17 protein-coding genes are annotated in these 16,368 nt (G+C 29.9%); 3 read left to right on the plus strand and 14 right to left on the minus strand.

Going from position 1 to position 16,368, the window contains the following annotated elements:
- Positions 1 to 34: 34 nt before the first annotated feature.
- The 9 genes from KA468_RS03800 to trxB form a co-directional block, all read right to left on the minus strand.
- Positions 35 to 1,030: an NAD(P)H-dependent glycerol-3-phosphate dehydrogenase gene (locus tag KA468_RS03800; protein WP_291241605.1), complete on the minus strand. Its 996-nt coding sequence runs from the start codon at positions 1,028 to 1,030 to the stop codon at positions 35 to 37.
- A gap of 285 nt (positions 1,031 to 1,315) precedes the next feature.
- Entirely contained in the window at positions 1,316 to 2,482 is a 1,167-nt protein-coding gene (locus tag KA468_RS03805) for an iron-containing alcohol dehydrogenase (RefSeq protein WP_291241606.1), read from the minus strand.
- A 390-nt stretch (positions 2,483 to 2,872) separates the two neighbouring features.
- Positions 2,873 to 3,454: a nicotinate (nicotinamide) nucleotide adenylyltransferase gene (nadD, locus tag KA468_RS03810; protein WP_291241607.1), complete on the minus strand. Its 582-nt coding sequence runs from the start codon at positions 3,452 to 3,454 to the stop codon at positions 2,873 to 2,875.
- A gap of 89 nt (positions 3,455 to 3,543) precedes the next feature.
- Positions 3,544 to 4,116, minus strand: a complete 573-nt coding sequence (gene gmk / locus KA468_RS03815; protein ID WP_291241608.1) for a guanylate kinase — start codon at positions 4,114 to 4,116, stop codon at positions 3,544 to 3,546.
- Positions 4,117 to 4,207: 91 nt separating this feature from the next.
- On the minus strand, positions 4,208 to 5,068 hold the full coding sequence (locus tag KA468_RS03820; RefSeq protein WP_291241609.1) for a YicC/YloC family endoribonuclease: 861 nt from the start codon (positions 5,066 to 5,068) through the stop codon (positions 4,208 to 4,210).
- A 63-nt stretch (positions 5,069 to 5,131) separates the two neighbouring features.
- Positions 5,132 to 6,028 carry a DMT family transporter gene (locus tag KA468_RS03825; RefSeq protein ID WP_291241610.1) on the minus strand — a complete coding sequence of 299 codons (897 nt, stop codon included), beginning with the start codon at positions 6,026 to 6,028 and terminating at the stop codon, positions 5,132 to 5,134.
- Positions 6,021 to 6,377 carry an ArsC/Spx/MgsR family protein gene (locus tag KA468_RS03830; RefSeq protein ID WP_291241611.1) on the minus strand — a complete coding sequence of 119 codons (357 nt, stop codon included), beginning with the start codon at positions 6,375 to 6,377 and terminating at the stop codon, positions 6,021 to 6,023. Before KA468_RS03830 ends, KA468_RS03825 begins: the two co-directional genes overlap by 8 nt.
- Positions 6,378 to 6,443: 66 nt before the next feature.
- Positions 6,444 to 7,172 (minus strand): DUF3298 domain-containing protein, encoded by a 729-nt coding sequence (locus KA468_RS03835; protein WP_291241612.1) that lies wholly within the window; start codon positions 7,170 to 7,172, stop codon positions 6,444 to 6,446.
- Between the two features lie 120 nt (positions 7,173 to 7,292).
- Positions 7,293 to 8,240: a thioredoxin-disulfide reductase gene (gene trxB / locus KA468_RS03840; RefSeq protein ID WP_291241613.1), complete on the minus strand. Its 948-nt coding sequence runs from the start codon at positions 8,238 to 8,240 to the stop codon at positions 7,293 to 7,295.
- 153 nt (positions 8,241 to 8,393) lie between these two features.
- On the opposite strand from trxB, the gene KA468_RS03845 reads away from it, so the two are divergent.
- The 3 genes from KA468_RS03845 to KA468_RS03855 all read left to right on the plus strand — a co-directional run bounded on the left by KA468_RS03845 (position 8,394) and on the right by KA468_RS03855 (position 10,504).
- Positions 8,394 to 8,945, plus strand: coding sequence for a hypothetical protein (locus KA468_RS03845; protein ID WP_291241614.1), 552 nt, complete (start codon positions 8,394 to 8,396; stop codon positions 8,943 to 8,945).
- Between the two features lie 105 nt (positions 8,946 to 9,050).
- Positions 9,051 to 9,407, plus strand: a complete 357-nt coding sequence (locus KA468_RS03850; RefSeq protein ID WP_291241615.1) for a four helix bundle protein — start codon at positions 9,051 to 9,053, stop codon at positions 9,405 to 9,407.
- A gap of 38 nt (positions 9,408 to 9,445) precedes the next feature.
- Entirely contained in the window at positions 9,446 to 10,504 is a 1,059-nt protein-coding gene (locus KA468_RS03855) for a nucleoid-associated protein (protein WP_291241616.1), read from the plus strand.
- A 44-nt stretch (positions 10,505 to 10,548) separates the two neighbouring features.
- Here the strand turns inward: KA468_RS03855 and KA468_RS03860 are convergent, their stop codons facing one another.
- The 5 genes from KA468_RS03860 to KA468_RS03880 form a co-directional block, all read right to left on the minus strand.
- Positions 10,549 to 11,508, minus strand: a complete 960-nt coding sequence (locus tag KA468_RS03860) for a Fic family protein (protein WP_291241617.1) — start codon at positions 11,506 to 11,508, stop codon at positions 10,549 to 10,551.
- Between the two features lie 139 nt (positions 11,509 to 11,647).
- Entirely contained in the window at positions 11,648 to 12,262 is a 615-nt protein-coding gene (locus KA468_RS03865) for a DEAD/DEAH box helicase (RefSeq protein ID WP_291241618.1), read from the minus strand.
- Positions 12,263 to 12,305: 43 nt separating this feature from the next.
- Positions 12,306 to 13,469 carry a sigma-54 dependent transcriptional regulator gene (locus tag KA468_RS03870; protein WP_291241619.1) on the minus strand — a complete coding sequence of 388 codons (1,164 nt, stop codon included), beginning with the start codon at positions 13,467 to 13,469 and terminating at the stop codon, positions 12,306 to 12,308.
- 487 nt (positions 13,470 to 13,956) lie between these two features.
- Entirely contained in the window at positions 13,957 to 15,261 is a 1,305-nt protein-coding gene (locus KA468_RS03875; protein WP_291241620.1) for an ABC transporter permease, read from the minus strand.
- Positions 15,262 to 15,376: 115 nt separating this feature from the next.
- A complete protein-coding gene (locus tag KA468_RS03880; protein WP_291241621.1) occupies positions 15,377 to 16,297 on the minus strand; it encodes an ABC transporter ATP-binding protein in 921 nt (306 codons plus the stop codon).
- Positions 16,298 to 16,368: the final 71 nt, after the last annotated feature.

Genomic DNA, 16,368 nt, shown 5'->3' on the forward strand with positions numbered 1-16,368 from the left:
TATTCCTTTTGCCATAAACCTTAAACCCTTTTAACTAATCCAACTTTTCGGTTAATTTATTAAATATATTTTTAGCGTTTTTACCTTCATATAAAATTTGATAAACCGCATCAATAATTGGCGTTTTGGCTTTGTATTCTTGATTAAGAGTATACGCACTTTTTACGGCGTAATACCCTTCAGCAACCATACTCATTTCCATTTGAGCAGATTTTACGGTATAGCCCTTCCCTATCATGTTTCCAAACATTCGGTTTCTTGAAAAAACAGAATATCCAGTTACTAACAAATCGCCTAAATAGGCAGAGTCGTTAATATTACGTTTCATTTTATGTACTTTTCTGATGAATTTTTTCATTTCACGAATGGCGTTACTCATTAAAACGGCTTGAAAATTATCTCCATAACCCAAACCATGAGCAATACCTGCAGCAATAGAATAAATATTCTTTAAAACCGCTGCGTATTCAGTTCCTACAATGTCATCAGACGTTTTAGTTTTTATATAATACGACGCTAAATTTTTAGCAACATATTTGGCTTTTTCTTCGTCTGCACAAGCAATTGTTAAATACGACAACCGCTCTAACGCTACTTCTTCTGCATGACATGGGCCAGTAATTACTCCAATATTTTCGTAAGGAATTGAAAAAATATTATGAAAGTGTTCTCCTACAATTAAACTTGTTTCTGGAACGATACCTTTAATAGCTGAAAAAATTATTTTTCCTTCTAAAGATGCTGTCATTTTTCCTAATTCCGCACTTAAAAACGCAGATGGTATTGCAAAAATTACCACATCAGCAAATTGAATGGCTTCGTTAATATCGTTTGTCAATTGCAATTTATTCGTATCAAAAGCTACTGAACTTAAATAATTTGGATTGTGTTTTTGCTGTTTCAAATGCTCTAAAGCATACGTACTTCGCATATACCAAGCTATTTTTTCTTGATTTTCACACAACATTTTGGCAATAGCTGTTGCCCAACTTCCGCCTCCAATAACTGCAAATTTTTTATTGCTTTCCATGTTCTAAAATTATGAACTCCAAAAATACACTTTTGAATAGCAATATGCAATAGTGATATCAATTTCAATATTAATAGGTATGACGAAATCAATATTAAAAAACCTTAAATAATGTTAATTATTTGTGAAGATGTATTTTCTGGCACGACTATTGAAAATAATATTATATCGATTAAAAAATAATAAAAGTAGTTTAGTTAGTAGTTTTTTGTTTGTAAAAAGCGTCTCAAGATTAGTTTCTTGGACGCTTTTTTTACTTTTTACTTTGTTACTTTGTTACTTTATTTAATAACTCATTTCAACAATTTCTTTTACTTTTTCTAAAGTAATATTTTGTTTTTCGCCTAAGGCTTTCCAACCTCTTTCTTCAAAGCGATTTACAATGAAATTGGCGGTGTCGGAATAATTTGTAGTTGCTTGAGAAAGTTTCGTTTCCATCCCCATTTCTTGTAAGAACGACACCAATTTATTGATAGCTTTTTCAGCAATTTCTTCCGTTGAATTTCCTTTCAGATTAAAAACTCTTTCACCAAATTGTGCTAATTTTTCTTTCTTTGAATCAAACATTACTCGATATAAATTCGGACCAACGATGGCTAATGTTCTTGCGTGGTCAATTCCGTACAAAGCAGTTAATTCATGACCAATCATGTGTGTTGCCCAATCTGATGCTACTCCTTTTTGTATCAATCCATTTAATGCCATTGTAGCACACCACATAAAGTTAGATGCTAATTTATAATCAGTAGGGTTTTCAATTACTTTTGGTCCTATTTCAACTAATGTTTGTAATATGCCTTCTGAAATTCGGTCTTGTAGCATTGCCTCTTGCGGATACGTTAAATACTGCTCTAAAACATGTGTAAAAGCATCAACTACGCCATTTTGAAGTTGTCTTTTAGGTAACGATTGAATTACTGTTGGATCGCAAATAGAAAATTGAGGAAACAAAGCACTTCCACCTAATGTTAGTTTTTCTTGTGTAGCTTCAATAGTAATTACAGCTCCCGAATTCATTTCAGAACCTGTAGCAGGTAATGTTAAAACAGTTCCAAAAGGAATTACTTTTGAACTATCTTTAAATAAAATTCTGTTTTTTAGAATATCAACTGCATTTCCTTCATAATTTACAGCACCTGAAATAAATTTCACGCCATCAATAACACTTCCTCCACCTACTGCTAAAATAAAAGTGATTTTTTCGGTACGAATAATTTCTACGGCTTTCATTAAAGTTTCAAAATGCGGATTGGGTTCGATACCTCCAAATTCAATAACTTCAAAACCTTTTAAGTGTTCCGTAACTTGTTTATGAATGCCATTTTTAAAAATACTTCCACCACCATACGCTAAAAGTACTCTTGCATGGGCTGGAATTAAATTCGCTAATTTTTCTATTTGATTTTTACCAAAAATATAATTGGTAGGATTGTATAACTCGAAGTTTAACATGATATATTTATTTAGTTAACAAAGATACTACTTATAGCAAAGCACAAATGGTAAAGGAATGTTAAGAAGAATTAAATTTATATTTTACCAAATAGATGCAAATCTTATAAACAAGATAATAAAAGGAATATAATTAATAAAAATCCATAAAAAATCAAACTTAGTTTTTGACTTAATTTTCTTATACATAATAATTCCATTGAAAATAGACCAAAAAATACTACCATAGAAAACTATAAGAAAAAACAATCTCAAATAAAGATAAATCCAAGTACCTCTAAAATGTTCAGAGAGTATTTTTACAAATATTGAAATAATACATAATATGTAAATAATTAATGTGTTTTTCTTTGTTTTGTGCAATTGAAAAAAAGCTTTTTTCATATAATCCTACTTCTTATAAAACAAATTATGCTCTACATATTCCCATACTTTATGAGGTAACATAGGCACAACATTTTTATTTTTTTTAATATTTTCACGAATAAAAGTTGAAGATAGCTCAACAACTGGCGCATTTATTTTATGAATTTTGGTATGATTATCAAATTGTGTATTTATTTCTCCACTATTTAGTCGTGGATACACATAAATGTGATGATGTTGTAAAATTGCTTCGTAATTTTTCCATTTGTGAAACGAATTCAAATTGTCTTCACCCATAATTAAAGAAAATTCGAAATTAGGATGTTTCTCTTGCAAATGCACCAAAGTATTAATTGTATAATTGGGCTGTGGCAATTTAAACTCAATATCCGAAGGTTTAATTTTTGGAAAATCTTCCGTTGCCAAATGCACCATATGCAAGCGATGGTAATCGTCTAACAACGTGTTTTTTTGTTTGTGCGGATTGTGTGGCGTTACCACCAACCAAATTTGATCTAAATCCGAATGCTCCGCCATATGATTGGCAATAATTAAATGCCCAATATGTATGGGATTAAACGTTCCGAAATATAAACCTATTTTCATTTTTTATAGGGGTTGGGTGTTGGGTGTTGGGTGTTGGGTTTACAGGATTAATTACTTTTACCCTTAACCCATTACCTTTTACCTAATACCTATTTATTCACAAATTCCTTAACTAAATTATACGCATCAACTTTGGCAACATCTAAATCGTAATTTTTGATTATTGTGTCAAATTGCGGAGCAGTAGCTAATTCTACCGATGCTTTTGCAATACGCATATTAATTTTATCGTCGCTTTCAGTAGAACGTTTTTTTAGTCTAATTTTCAACTCATCTATACTTGGTGGTTTTACAAATACTGCCAATGTTTCTTGTTTGAATTTTGATTTTATTCGAAGTCCGCCTGCTACATCAATATCAAAAATAACATTTTTACCTTTTGCCCAAATGCGTTCGACTTCGCTTTTTAAAGTTCCGTAAAAATTATCTCGATAAACTTCTTCCCATTCCACGAAATCTTCCGCTTTAATGTGTTTTTTAAATTCTTCTAAAGAAATAAAATAATAATCTTTTCCGTGTACTTCTTCGCCTCTTGGTTCACGTGTGGTGCAAGAAATAGAAAATTCTAAATTTAAATCTTCCTGTTCTAATAAATGTCTTACTATAGTTGTTTTTCCTGACCCAGACGGAGCTGAGAAAACTAATAATTTACCTTGATTCATTTTTTTAAGCTTTTGGCTTTAAGCAATATGCTATAAGCTTGAATTTTATATTTAACTTTTGCCTAAAGCCTAATGCTTAGGGCATATAGCTTTAAAGAACGTTCAATACTTGCTCTTTAATTTTTTCTAATTCGTCTTTCATCATCACTACCAATTTTTGCATTCCAGCGTGATTTGATTTAGATCCCATTGTGTTGATTTCTCTTCCCATTTCTTGAGTAATAAATCCTAATTTTCTTCCATTGGCTTCACTTCCGTTTAACGTTTGTAAGAAATAATCTAAATGATTGGTTAAACGAACTTTTTCCTCTGTAATATCTAATTTTTCTAAATAATAAATAAGTTCTTGCTCAAAACGATTCGTATCTACATTTACTTTTAACTCGTCAATTGCCGTTTGTAAACGTTCTTTAATGTTATTTACTCTTTCAGGATCTAATACTAATGCCTGATTCATATAATTTCTAATATTTTCAATACGTAACGTAAATTCTTTTTCTAAAGAAGCACCTTCCGATTTTCTAAAAGACAACATATTTTCAATCGCTTCATCAATTACGGCCTGAATTTGTTTCCATTCATTTTCGTCTATTTCTTCACGCTCCGTTTTCATCGTATCAGGCATACGAATTGCCATTTTCATCAATTCCGTTTCGTCTGCGTTTGGTAAAATCGTTTTCAATTGAGCCATATATGCTTTGACAATAGGCGCATTTATTTTAGATGAAGTATCCTCACCAGTTACCTCAACATATAATGAAAAATCGACTTTTCCTCTTTCCAGTTTAAGCGCTAAAAGATTTCTTAAAGCCAATTCGTTTTCTCTATAAACAGAAGGCATACGCGTATTTAAGTCGAGTCCTTTGCTATTTAAAGATTTAACTTCTACAGTAATTTTTTTGGTTGATAATTGCAAACTTGCTTTACCAAAACCGGTCATTGATAATATCATATATTTTTTCTAATAAAGTGTAAAGATAAGTTTTTTTAGTGATTAGTAAAAAGTGAATAGTGATTAGTCGTTACTAGTCTCTTTCTTTTTATGAATCACCAAATAAACCCCAACAAAAATTAATATTGCAGAAACTATTTTTACTACATTCAAATTATCTTTTCCTAAACCAATAGCAAAAATTGTAGCAAAAAAAGGTTGCAAATAAATAAAAACAGCAACTGTTGTTGGTTTTAAATTTCGCATCGAAATTAAGTTTAACAAATAAGTGAAAAAGGTAGAAAAAACAACTACAAAACCAATTTTCAAACTAACATCTAAAGGGATTTCATTCCAGTTTACCAGTTGTAACTCATTATATCCAAAAGGTAACACCATAAAAAACCCGAACAAATAAATGTATTTTACAAACGTAAATGCGTTGTATTTATCCATTAACTTCTTTACAAAAATTAAATAAAAAGCATATGAAACAGCATTTACAAATACTAATAAATTTCCTAAAGTGGCATTTGGTGCATTATTTAAATCTTTACCATATAAAATTAAGGTTATTGTACCTGCTAATCCTAAAAGTATACCAATAACTTTTTTCGATTGCATTCTTTCTTTCATAAGTATTGAAGAAAGAATTAAAACAATCATAGGGGTGGTAACCATTAAAACGGCGCCCATAATTGGAGACGTAAAACTTAATCCTTTAAAAAAAGTTAGCATATTGAAAGCAACGCCAAAAAAGGCACAAGCGGCAATGCGAAGAAAATCGTTTTTAGCAATTTTTTCTTTTGGTCCGAGAAAAGAAACCAACCAAAATAATATAGTAGCACCAGCAACTCGCATTACAATAAATCCATAAGCATCAACATACTTTGGCATTACATCTTTGGCAACGGTAAAAGTTATTCCATAAATAATAGCTACAATCCAAGCACATACTAAAGCCCAAGACCGACTACTCATTACTTAAAGCCTTTTGCAATTTTAAAATATTTGGTTGACTATTTCCTATGAAAATTTCATTTTCTAACACCACAACGGGGCGACTCAAAAAAGTATAATGTTCTAAAATATAATTTTTATAATCGGCTTCTGTTAAAGATAAATTTTTCAATCCTTTTTCTTTATATAATTGCGCTTTTTTACTAAAAAGAGCTTCGTAACTACCAGAAAGCTGGTGCATAAATTCTAATTCTGCTATGGTGATAGGATTTTGACGAATATCGTGAAACTCTAAATTTGCATTTGAAGGCAATGACTTAATTATTTTTCGACAGGTATCGCAAGAAGCGAGGTAATATATTTTTCGCATGTGTGTTGAATTGATCTTAGAATAATAAATTTAAAACACAAAGGTAAGAAAGTTATTTTTTTATTATTAATTATTAATTAAAAGGTATTTATCGATATCCTGATAGGTTATAAAAACTTCGAAAAATCCTTTATCATAAGAAGAAATCTCATTTATATTATATAAGAATTTTATTCCTTCAATAGTAAAAAAAATATTATTGGTAAGATAAAACATATTGTTTTCAAAACAAAAACCTTGCTGATTTAAACTTATATTAGAATTTATATTGTACTTATCTCTAAACCTACCTTCAACTAATTTAGAAACAGCCGAAAGGTTTGAAAAAATATTTTCGTTTTTTAACTGATTTCCTGTTTGTTTATTAAAAATTAAAGACCGTTTTCCTCCAAATCCATTTGAATCGCCATATGAAGTGGAATAATTAATACCAATATTTACAAATTCTTCTGTTTCAAATTCAACATTAGATTCCAATTCAAAATTCCAGTTTTTAAGATTGTTTTCTAGTTTACTATTTTTTGAATTCTTATACACTTCAACAAACTCTTTTGTTAATTGATTGTAATTATTTATAGTTAAATTTTGATTGTCAATAAAATTGGAAATTTCTTTAATATTATCGAAAATTATTTTATTAATATTTTCGTCATTTTTGGCTTCCAAAACTTCCATTTTAATATTTGCAGAATTAAAATTTGAATTGTAATTTGAATTGTATTGTTTACGCTCAAAGACTAATGGTTGAGCACATCCAATTAATAAAAGGAAAAGAATTACTACTAAATTTTTCATTGTTTTTTTTGCGAAGTTTCGCTTTACAATTTATTAACAAAAATCAAGCCAAATTAAGTATTTAAAATAAAAAAATCGGAAATTAAACTTCCGATTTTTTTATAAAAATATATAGTGAAATTAATGTTTACTAGCTAAATATCTTTCCGCATCTAAGGCTGCCATACAACCAGTTCCTGCAGCTGTAATGGCTTGTCTGTAAACATGATCTGCAGCATCGCCACCTACAAAAACTCCAGGTATGTTTGTTTTTGATGAACCTGGAACATTAATAATATAACCAGTTTCGTCTAATGTAATATAATCTGCAAAAATATCTGTATTTGGTTTGTGACCAATCGCTACGAAAAATCCAGTTGCAGGAATTTCAAAGTCTTCATTTGTAGTTTTGTTTTTAGCTTTAACACCTGTAACCACTTGTCCGTCACCTAAAACTTCCACCGTATCATGATTCATTAAAATGGTAATATTTTCAGTGTTTTTCACACGTTGTTCCATAATTTTTGAAGCTCTAAATTTTTCACTTCTAACCAGCATGGTAACTTTTTTACATAATTTAGATAAATAATGTGCTTCTTCACAAGCACTATCCCCTGCTCCAACAATTACCACTTCTTGATTTCTATAGAAAAAACCATCACAAACAGCGCAAGCAGAAACCCCACCACCAGTTTGAAGATAATGTTGTTCTGAAGGTAAACCTAAATATTTTGCTGTAGCACCAGTTGAAATAATAACCGTATCTGCATGAATTTCTTTTGTGTCATTTATCCAAACTTTATGAGGTTCAGCACTAAAATCTACTTTTGTCGCCCAACCGTCACGAACATCTGTTCCAAATCTTTGTGCTTGCTTTTGTAAACCAATCATCATTTCAGGACCTGTAATTCCTTCAGGATTTCCTGGCCAGTTTTCTACTTCATTCGTGGTTGTTAATTGTCCACCTGGTTGTGTTCCTTGGTATAAAACAGGATTCATATTTGCTCTAGCTGCATATATTGCTGCAGTATATCCTGCTGGACCAGAACCTATAATAAGGCATTTTACTTTTTCTATTTCGTTTGACATGATGATTAATTTTAATTCTAAGCAAAAATAGTAAATTCAAAAAACATTTTTTCCTTTATCATTTAATTCGATAAACTATTTATCAACAATCGTAATTTTCAATAATAAAAGTTTTAAATATTGATTACTTTTGTTTTTTTAAAAACTCACATTATGATTTATAAGTTTAGAGCCATTTTAGACAATGAAGAAGATATTTTTAGAGATATTGCTATTGATTCAAAAGATAGCTTAGAAGATTTACACAATGCTTTAGTAAATGCATTTGGTTTTGACGGAACCGAAGTAGGTGCGTTTTATACTTGTGGTGACGATTGGGCTTGGCATGAAGAAGATGGTATTCCAATGTTTGACACCGGAGATATTCCAGGCGAAATAAAAACAATGGCCGAATATAAATTAGATGATTTAGTACATGAACAAAATACTAAATTAGTTTATGTTTACGATTTATTCTCTATGTGGACCTTTTTTGTTGAATTAGCTGCGATTGAAGCAAATAAAGAAGATGTAAATTATCCTGCATTATTGTTTTCTCACGGAATTTTACCTGACGAAGCCACAACAAGTGGATTTAGAGGCGGCGATTTAGAAAACGAAGATTTGTTTAATGAGTTTGAAGATGATTTAGACGAAGATGATTTGGATGCTTATGGTGATTCTGAATCATACGAAGATCAAGGCTTTGAAGAAAACTGGAATTAGTTTTTTTTAAGTTGCTAAGAAGCTAAGTTTCTTAGTAACTAAGAAAAACCCTCGAAAAAACATTTAATCCTATTAAAATATACGCCATATAAAATTTAAAACAAAATGAGCAACTTTAGAAATCTTCTTATTTGGCAAAAATCAATGGTTTTGGTTACTAAAATATACACAGTAACAAATAACTTTCCAAAAGAAGAAGTTTTTGGATTAACATCACAAATAAAAAGAAGTGCAATTTCAATTCCAAGTAATATTGCTGAAGGATTAGGAAGAGAAAGTAGCCAAGAGTTTTTGCGTTTTCTAAAAATATCAATTGGTTCATTATTTGAATTACAAACACAATTAGAAATAGCAAAAAATATAATTTATTTAGACGAAGAAACTTTTAACAACTTGTATGAAGATACCAGAGAGTTAGAAAGAATGATAGTCTCATTTACAAACAAAATTAAAAACAACTAAGAAACTTAGCATCTCAGCTACTTAGCAACTTATAAAAAATGATAAACTTATTTAATACACACGTAGAAAACCTTTCTATACACCGAGTTGGCAATAAACACAAAGAAGAACAAATTTTTCTTTCTGAAAGTCCATATATGCTAAACGATGAAATTATGCCGATTTTGAAAGAGTATTTTTTTAAAGCTTTTCGCGAAAAAGAAGAAAATTACTATCAGTTTGCTCATGACGTAGATTTAGAATACAATGAAATGTTCAATTTAGCTACCGAAATATTTAATAAACCAAGTGAAATTCATAATGTTTCAAAAAAAATTACACAACATTTATTTGAACAATCCAACCATCCACATATTAAAAGTGGCGAAGTTTATATTGCCTATCTAACCAATGTTTCTATTGATAATAATGTAGTAGATGCAATAGGTGTATTTAAAAGTGAAATTAAAACCGACTTTTTACAGTTTAAAGAAAGCGGAAGCAACTTAGAAATGATTTTACAAGATGGAATTAACTTAAACAAATTAGATAAAGGTTGTTTGATTTTCAATTACAAAAAAGAAGAAGGCTATAAAATTTTAACCGTTGATAGCAATAGATATGATGCGCGTTACTGGTTAGAACATTTTTTAAGCGTAGATGTTTTTCAAGATGAAACATTTATGACTAAAAAATACCTTCAATTTTGTAAAGATTTTGCTAAAGAAGTGGTTTTACCTGCAGAAGACAAGAAAGAAGAAGTATTATTTATGAATCGTGCGGTAAATCATTTTGCTAAAAACGACGAATTTGAAGAAACAGCTTTCTTAAATGATGTAATTAATAACCCTGATTTGATTCCTGAATTCAGAAATTATAAAGTGGACAAAGGAGCAAAATATAGCATTGAAGACGTTTCTAATTTTCCAATTGCCAATGCTGCTGTAACAGATGTTCGTAGAAAACTTAAAAATGTTATCGAATTAGATACCAACATTCAAATTAAATTAGATTTCATAAATCCAGAAAGTGCAGAAAAATTTGTAGAAAAAGGTTGGGATGAAGAAAAGCAAATGTATTATTACTTGGTTTATTTTAACAAAGAAAACAAATCATAAAAAAACTAAATCCTCAATTACTTCTAATTGAGGATTTTTTTTAATTAAACAATTCTTTTACGTTGTCTATTTTGCATATAATCTTCGATTGCTTTTTTAGAAGTATACCAGTTTTTTCCTTCTTTGTAAGCATCAATTTTTCCTTGACGTGCTAATAAACTTACATATTCCATACCGTAAGGAGTTCCTGGCTCAATTACAATATTTGAAATAGAATCATATTCTAAATCATTATTTGGAATGGCAGACAAATATATATTTAAAGATCGCTCTATTGATTGACACATTAGTAGCATTAGTTTATCATAATTTCCAGCATTAGCTTGATTTAATGCATCATAATACTTTTTCCTATCTACGCTTAAAATAATAGCTGGAGGAAATCCTTTACTCATTAAAATTAAATTCATTACCAATCGAACCGTTCTTCCATTTCCATCAAAAAAAGGATGAATCCAAACAAATTTATGATGAAAAATAGTTACCAATTCAATATCATTTAATTGTAAAGGGTTATCATTAACAAATGAAATTAATTCATCTAAAAACTGAGATACTTTAAGTGCGTTAGGCGGAATAAAATTAGCTCCAGAAATACGAACACCAGAAGTACGTAGCCTTCCAGCAAAATCTTCTTCAATTCCATGCAAAACCAATTCGTGAAGTTTAAGAATATCTGAATCATTTAATATATAACCTTCTTGAACTAATTTATATAATTGATGTAATGCTAACTGGTGGTTTTTAGCTTCTAAATGTTCACGCATAGATTTCCCTTTGATAGTAAATCCTTCATTTATAATCATATGGGTTTCATTTAAAGACAAGGTATTTCCTTCAATACTATTAGAATTATAAGTCCATTCTACAGTAAAAGCATCCTGAATTTTTTGTAACGAGTACGAGTTTAAAGGCCTAGCTAAATTTAAGGCATCCCGTTTTTCTACTAATCTTGTAAAAGTAGTTTCGTAAGTTTCTCTGTATTTTAAGTCAATATCCCACATATAATATTATTTGCCCCAAAGTTATAATTATTTTTTAATATCGTTATATATAAAATTATTTATTTACCGATATTAAAAAATTAAATATAAAAAAACTCAAAATATATTTGAGTTTAATATTATTTCTTCAAAATAAGATTTAGTCTTCCATTTCAAAAAACAAAGGTTCAATCATAGTTCTATCGGCAACTGCTTCTACCCTATCTGAAATTTTATTACAAAAAATCAAACGTTGAGATTTAGAAATGCTTTCTGACATTCGATTTGTTTTCGCATCTAATCGAAGTTTAAACAAAATATCGGCGTCATCAACCACAAACATCAGCAATCTATTTACATCAAAACCTGCAGTAGCAAACATTAAATCTAATCGATTTGGCGTTCCAATTAAAACATCAATACCTAATGAAATTTGATTTTTATCCCAATCCATATCGCCTTTGTCATGCGCACCATAAACTCGTAATTGCGTGTATCGATTATATTTTTTAAACATTTCAACTATTTCCAAAACTTTCTCTTTTGTTTCCACAACAATTAAAGCTCTTGGCGATTCCATAAATGGTTTTTCCAATCGTTGAATCACATTTAATACAATTGTTGTTGATTTTCCAGATTTTTTATCAGATTGAATTACAGCATCCGCACCACTTTTGATAGTTGAAAAAGTTTCTTGTTGCATTTCATTCGCTTCGGTTAAACCGTTTTCGATTAATGCTTCCTGTAAAAGTGGGTTTATTTTTTTTAATTGCATTTTATTTAGCGTTTTGCCGTAAGCTTTAAGCTATAGGCTGATTTTATTTAGAAGCGAACAAAGTTACATCATTTTCAGAGATTTCGTTTCCTCCAAGGATAATTAAACGCTCTACAACATTTCTTAGTTCTCGAATATTTCCTGTCCAATCGTATTCTTGTAATAACTTCACAGCTTGTTTAGTAAATATTTTTTTGGTGGTTCCTTGTTCTTCAGAAATTTTGGAAGCAAAATGCGCTATCAACATAGGAATATCCTCACGCCTGTCATTTAATGCTGGAACTTTTATTAAAATTACAGCTAATCTATGATATAAATCTTCTCTAAAACGACCTTCGGCTATTTCTGCTTTCAAATCTTTATTTGTTGCGGCAATCACACGAACATCTACTTTTATATCTTTATCCGCGCCTACTCTTTGAATTAAATTTTCTTGCAAAGCGCGTAAAACTTTAGCTTGCGCCGACAAACTCATATCGCCAATTTCATCTAAGAAAATAGTGCCGCCGTTTGCTGCTTCAAATTTCCCAGCTCTGTCTTTTACTGCAGATGTAAATGCGCCTTTTACGTGTCCGAATAACTCACTTTCAATTAGTTCTGAAGGTATAGCAGCACAATTTACCTCAATAATAGCTTGTTGTGCACGATTGCTTTTTTCGTGTAATTGATGTGCCACTAACTCTTTACCTGTTCCATTTGGACCTGTAATTAAAACTCTTGCGTCTGTTTGAGCTACTTTATCAATCATAGTTTTAATATGAGAAATGGCTTCACTATCACCAATCATTTCGTAGTTTTTAGACACTTTCTTTTTTAAAATTTTGTTTTCTACAACCAATTGCTTTTTGTCTAACGCATTTCGGACTGTATTTAACAAACGATTCAAATCGGGTGGCTTCGAAATATAATCAAAAGCACCTAAACGCATCGTTTGAATTGCAGTTTCTAAATCGCCGTGACCAGAAATCATAACCATTGGAATTTCAGGTTTTATTTTTTTTATGGCTTCCAACACCTCAACACCATCCATTTTTGGCATTTTAATATCGCACAAAATCAAATCGAAATCTTCGTTTTTCACCAATTCAATTCCTTGTAAACCGTCTTCAGCTTCTTGCACCAAATACGTATCATTTTCTTCCGATAAAATTTTCGTTAAAACGCGTCTAATTGGCGCTTCGTCTTCTATGATAAGGATTTTTGACATAAAATGTATTTTGTTTAGTTGTTTATTTGTTTAGTCGTTAAAACTAACATAAGTATACTATTTATTTCCTATTAAAATTTATCAAATATTATTCCTAAACAAAACAGTACGAAAAATAAAATAGAACAAATTGAATTATACTTAGAATACAACCTGAAATCATCAATATATGATAATGAAAAATTATTTTTCTTTAAAACATCTATTTTATTAATTGAATCTGCAATATCAAAAGTTATCAAGAAAAATGAAAATATTAAAAAAACATATTCAAAATAAACTACTATAAATAATCTATATGCTAATAACATAACAATCAGCATAATTAAAATAAACAGAATAAAATTAGTTCTCTTCCTAAAAATATTCTCTTTCAATCTTCTTTCTGTTGGATTTGAATATTTATAAATTCTGAATGATTTATTAGACAAATAAGCCGTTGTAATTATAAATAAAATACAAAATATTTTAAACAAAATTTCTCCTTTTAATATTTCAACCATTTATACAATTCTTTCCAAGTTGGTTTTTTGCCGTACATTAAAATTCCTACACGGTAAATTTTGCTCGCAAACCAAACTACTCCCACAAATGTAGCAAATAATAAGACTAAAGACACAATTATTTGCCAAGTGGGCACACCAAACGGAATACGCATTAGCATAACAATTGGCGATGTAAACGGAATCATAGAAAAAATCGTAGCAATATTTCCGTGAGGATCGTTGGCAACGGTAAAAAATCCGATATATACGCCTAACATTAAAGGCATAATAATAGGCAATAAAAATTGTTGTGAATCAGTTTCATTATCAACAGCGGCACCAATGGCAGCGTATAGAGAACTATATAAGAAATAACCACCAATGAAATAAAATATAAACGAAATGATAATTGTAGCAATCGGTAAATTTCCTAATTCATCTAAATACAAAGGCAATTTCGACATTAATCCACTATTTTCAGTGGCTAATTTCACTGCTTGCGGATTAGCACTTGCAGCGGTTTCTGCACCAAAAAAGGTAGAAACTATAAAGAAAATAGAGGTTCCAACAATAGCCCAAATGGTAAATTGCAAAATTCCTGCTAAAGAATTTCCAATGATTTTCCCCATCATTAACTGAAATGGTTTTACAGATGAAATGACAATTTCTATAATTCGATTGGTTTTTTCTTCAATCACACTTCGCATCACAAAGTTTCCGTAAATGATAATAAACATCATAATTAAGTAACCAAAAAGAAAACCTAATCCAATTTTAATTTCATTAATTCCTTTTAAACTGGCATCACCTGAATATTTACTTAATTGCAAAGTCGATTCCACTTTAGCCTTTTCAATTTTAGAAATATCTAAATTATTAGTTTTGAAATTATCTTGAGTCAAAATAGAATCCACAACATATTCAATGTTTGAGATAAATTCTGCACTCGCACTTTCATCTGAAATATATTCAACTTTAGTCTTTAAATCTTGAATAGTTGCCGTTTTTGGAATAAACAAAAGTCCTTCATAACTTTTACTCGCTGTGTCTTTTGCCACTTTAAATGGCATCGCAGACAAATCTGTAAATGCCGTTTCTTTGTCGGATTTTAAACTACTTTTTAATATATTTCCTTGGTCGTAAATAGCAATTTTAGTAGCCTCATCTTTATTGATACTTGATAAATAGCCAATTAAAAAAGACATTCCTAAGAAAATTAGCGGACTTAAAAAAGTCATCACTATAAAAGATTTGTTGCGCACTTTGGCAATAAATTCTCTTTGTACGATTAATAATAATTTGTTCATTATGTTTTAGATTTTTAGAAGATTAGACTTCTTAGATTTTTAGCTTTATTTGATATTTAAGTGTATTAAAATTTTAGAAAATCTAATCCTCTAAAATTCTATTAATCTAAAATATCTATTCTGTTACCGTTTGAATAAAAATATCATTTACACTTGGAATTTTCTCAGCAAAATGGGTTACTTGTCCGTTTTGAGATAAAATAGACAATAATTCATTTGTAGAATGATTTCCTAATTGAACTTCCAATTTTAAATCATCGTTTAACGATTTGAAATCGGTTTGGCCAATAGTGAACTTTTGCGTTAATTGATACATTAATGCTTCTACATTTTGTGTCAAAACGCCAACTTGAAAGGTATTGGTTCTAAATTTACGTTTTACATCTTCAAGTTTTCCTTCAATTAATTTATTCGATTTATGAATTAAAGCAATGTAATCGCACATTTCTTCTACACTTTCCATTCGATGCGTTGAAAAAATAATGGAAGTTCCTTTTTTATTTAATTCGATAATTTCATCCTTAATTAAATTGGCATTTACAGGATCAAATCCAGAAAATGGTTCGTCCAAAATTAATAATTTTGGATTGTGAAGCACCGTTACAATAAATTGTACTTTTTGAGCCATTCCTTTAGAAAGTTCTTGCAGTTTTTTGTCCCACCAAGTTTCAATTTCAAACTTTTCGAACCAATATTTTAATTGTTTTTTGGCTTCTTGTTTGCTCATACCTTTTAGTTGAGCCAAATACAAACATTGCTCCCCTACTTTCATAGATTTGTACAAACCACGTTCTTCTGGCATATAACCAATCATTGAAATGTGATTGGGATTTAGTTTTTCACCATTTAAAATAATTTCACCAGCATCTGGCAAAGTAATTTGATTAATGATACGAATTAACGAGGTTTTTCCAGCGCCATTTGGACCTAATAAACCATATATGCTTCCTTCAGGAACACTTAATGAAACGGAATTTAATGCGGTATAATCGCCATATTGTTTCACTACGTTTTTAACTTCTAAAATAGTATTCATTTGCAGTATTTCTTTTCTGAATTAGTGTGTAATATAGGGATTTTGTTACATCTTTTTAAAAAATAATTAGC

The organism is Flavobacterium sp., assembly GCF_017985075.1.
Classification (GTDB): Bacteria; Bacteroidota; Bacteroidia; order Flavobacteriales; family Flavobacteriaceae; genus Flavobacterium.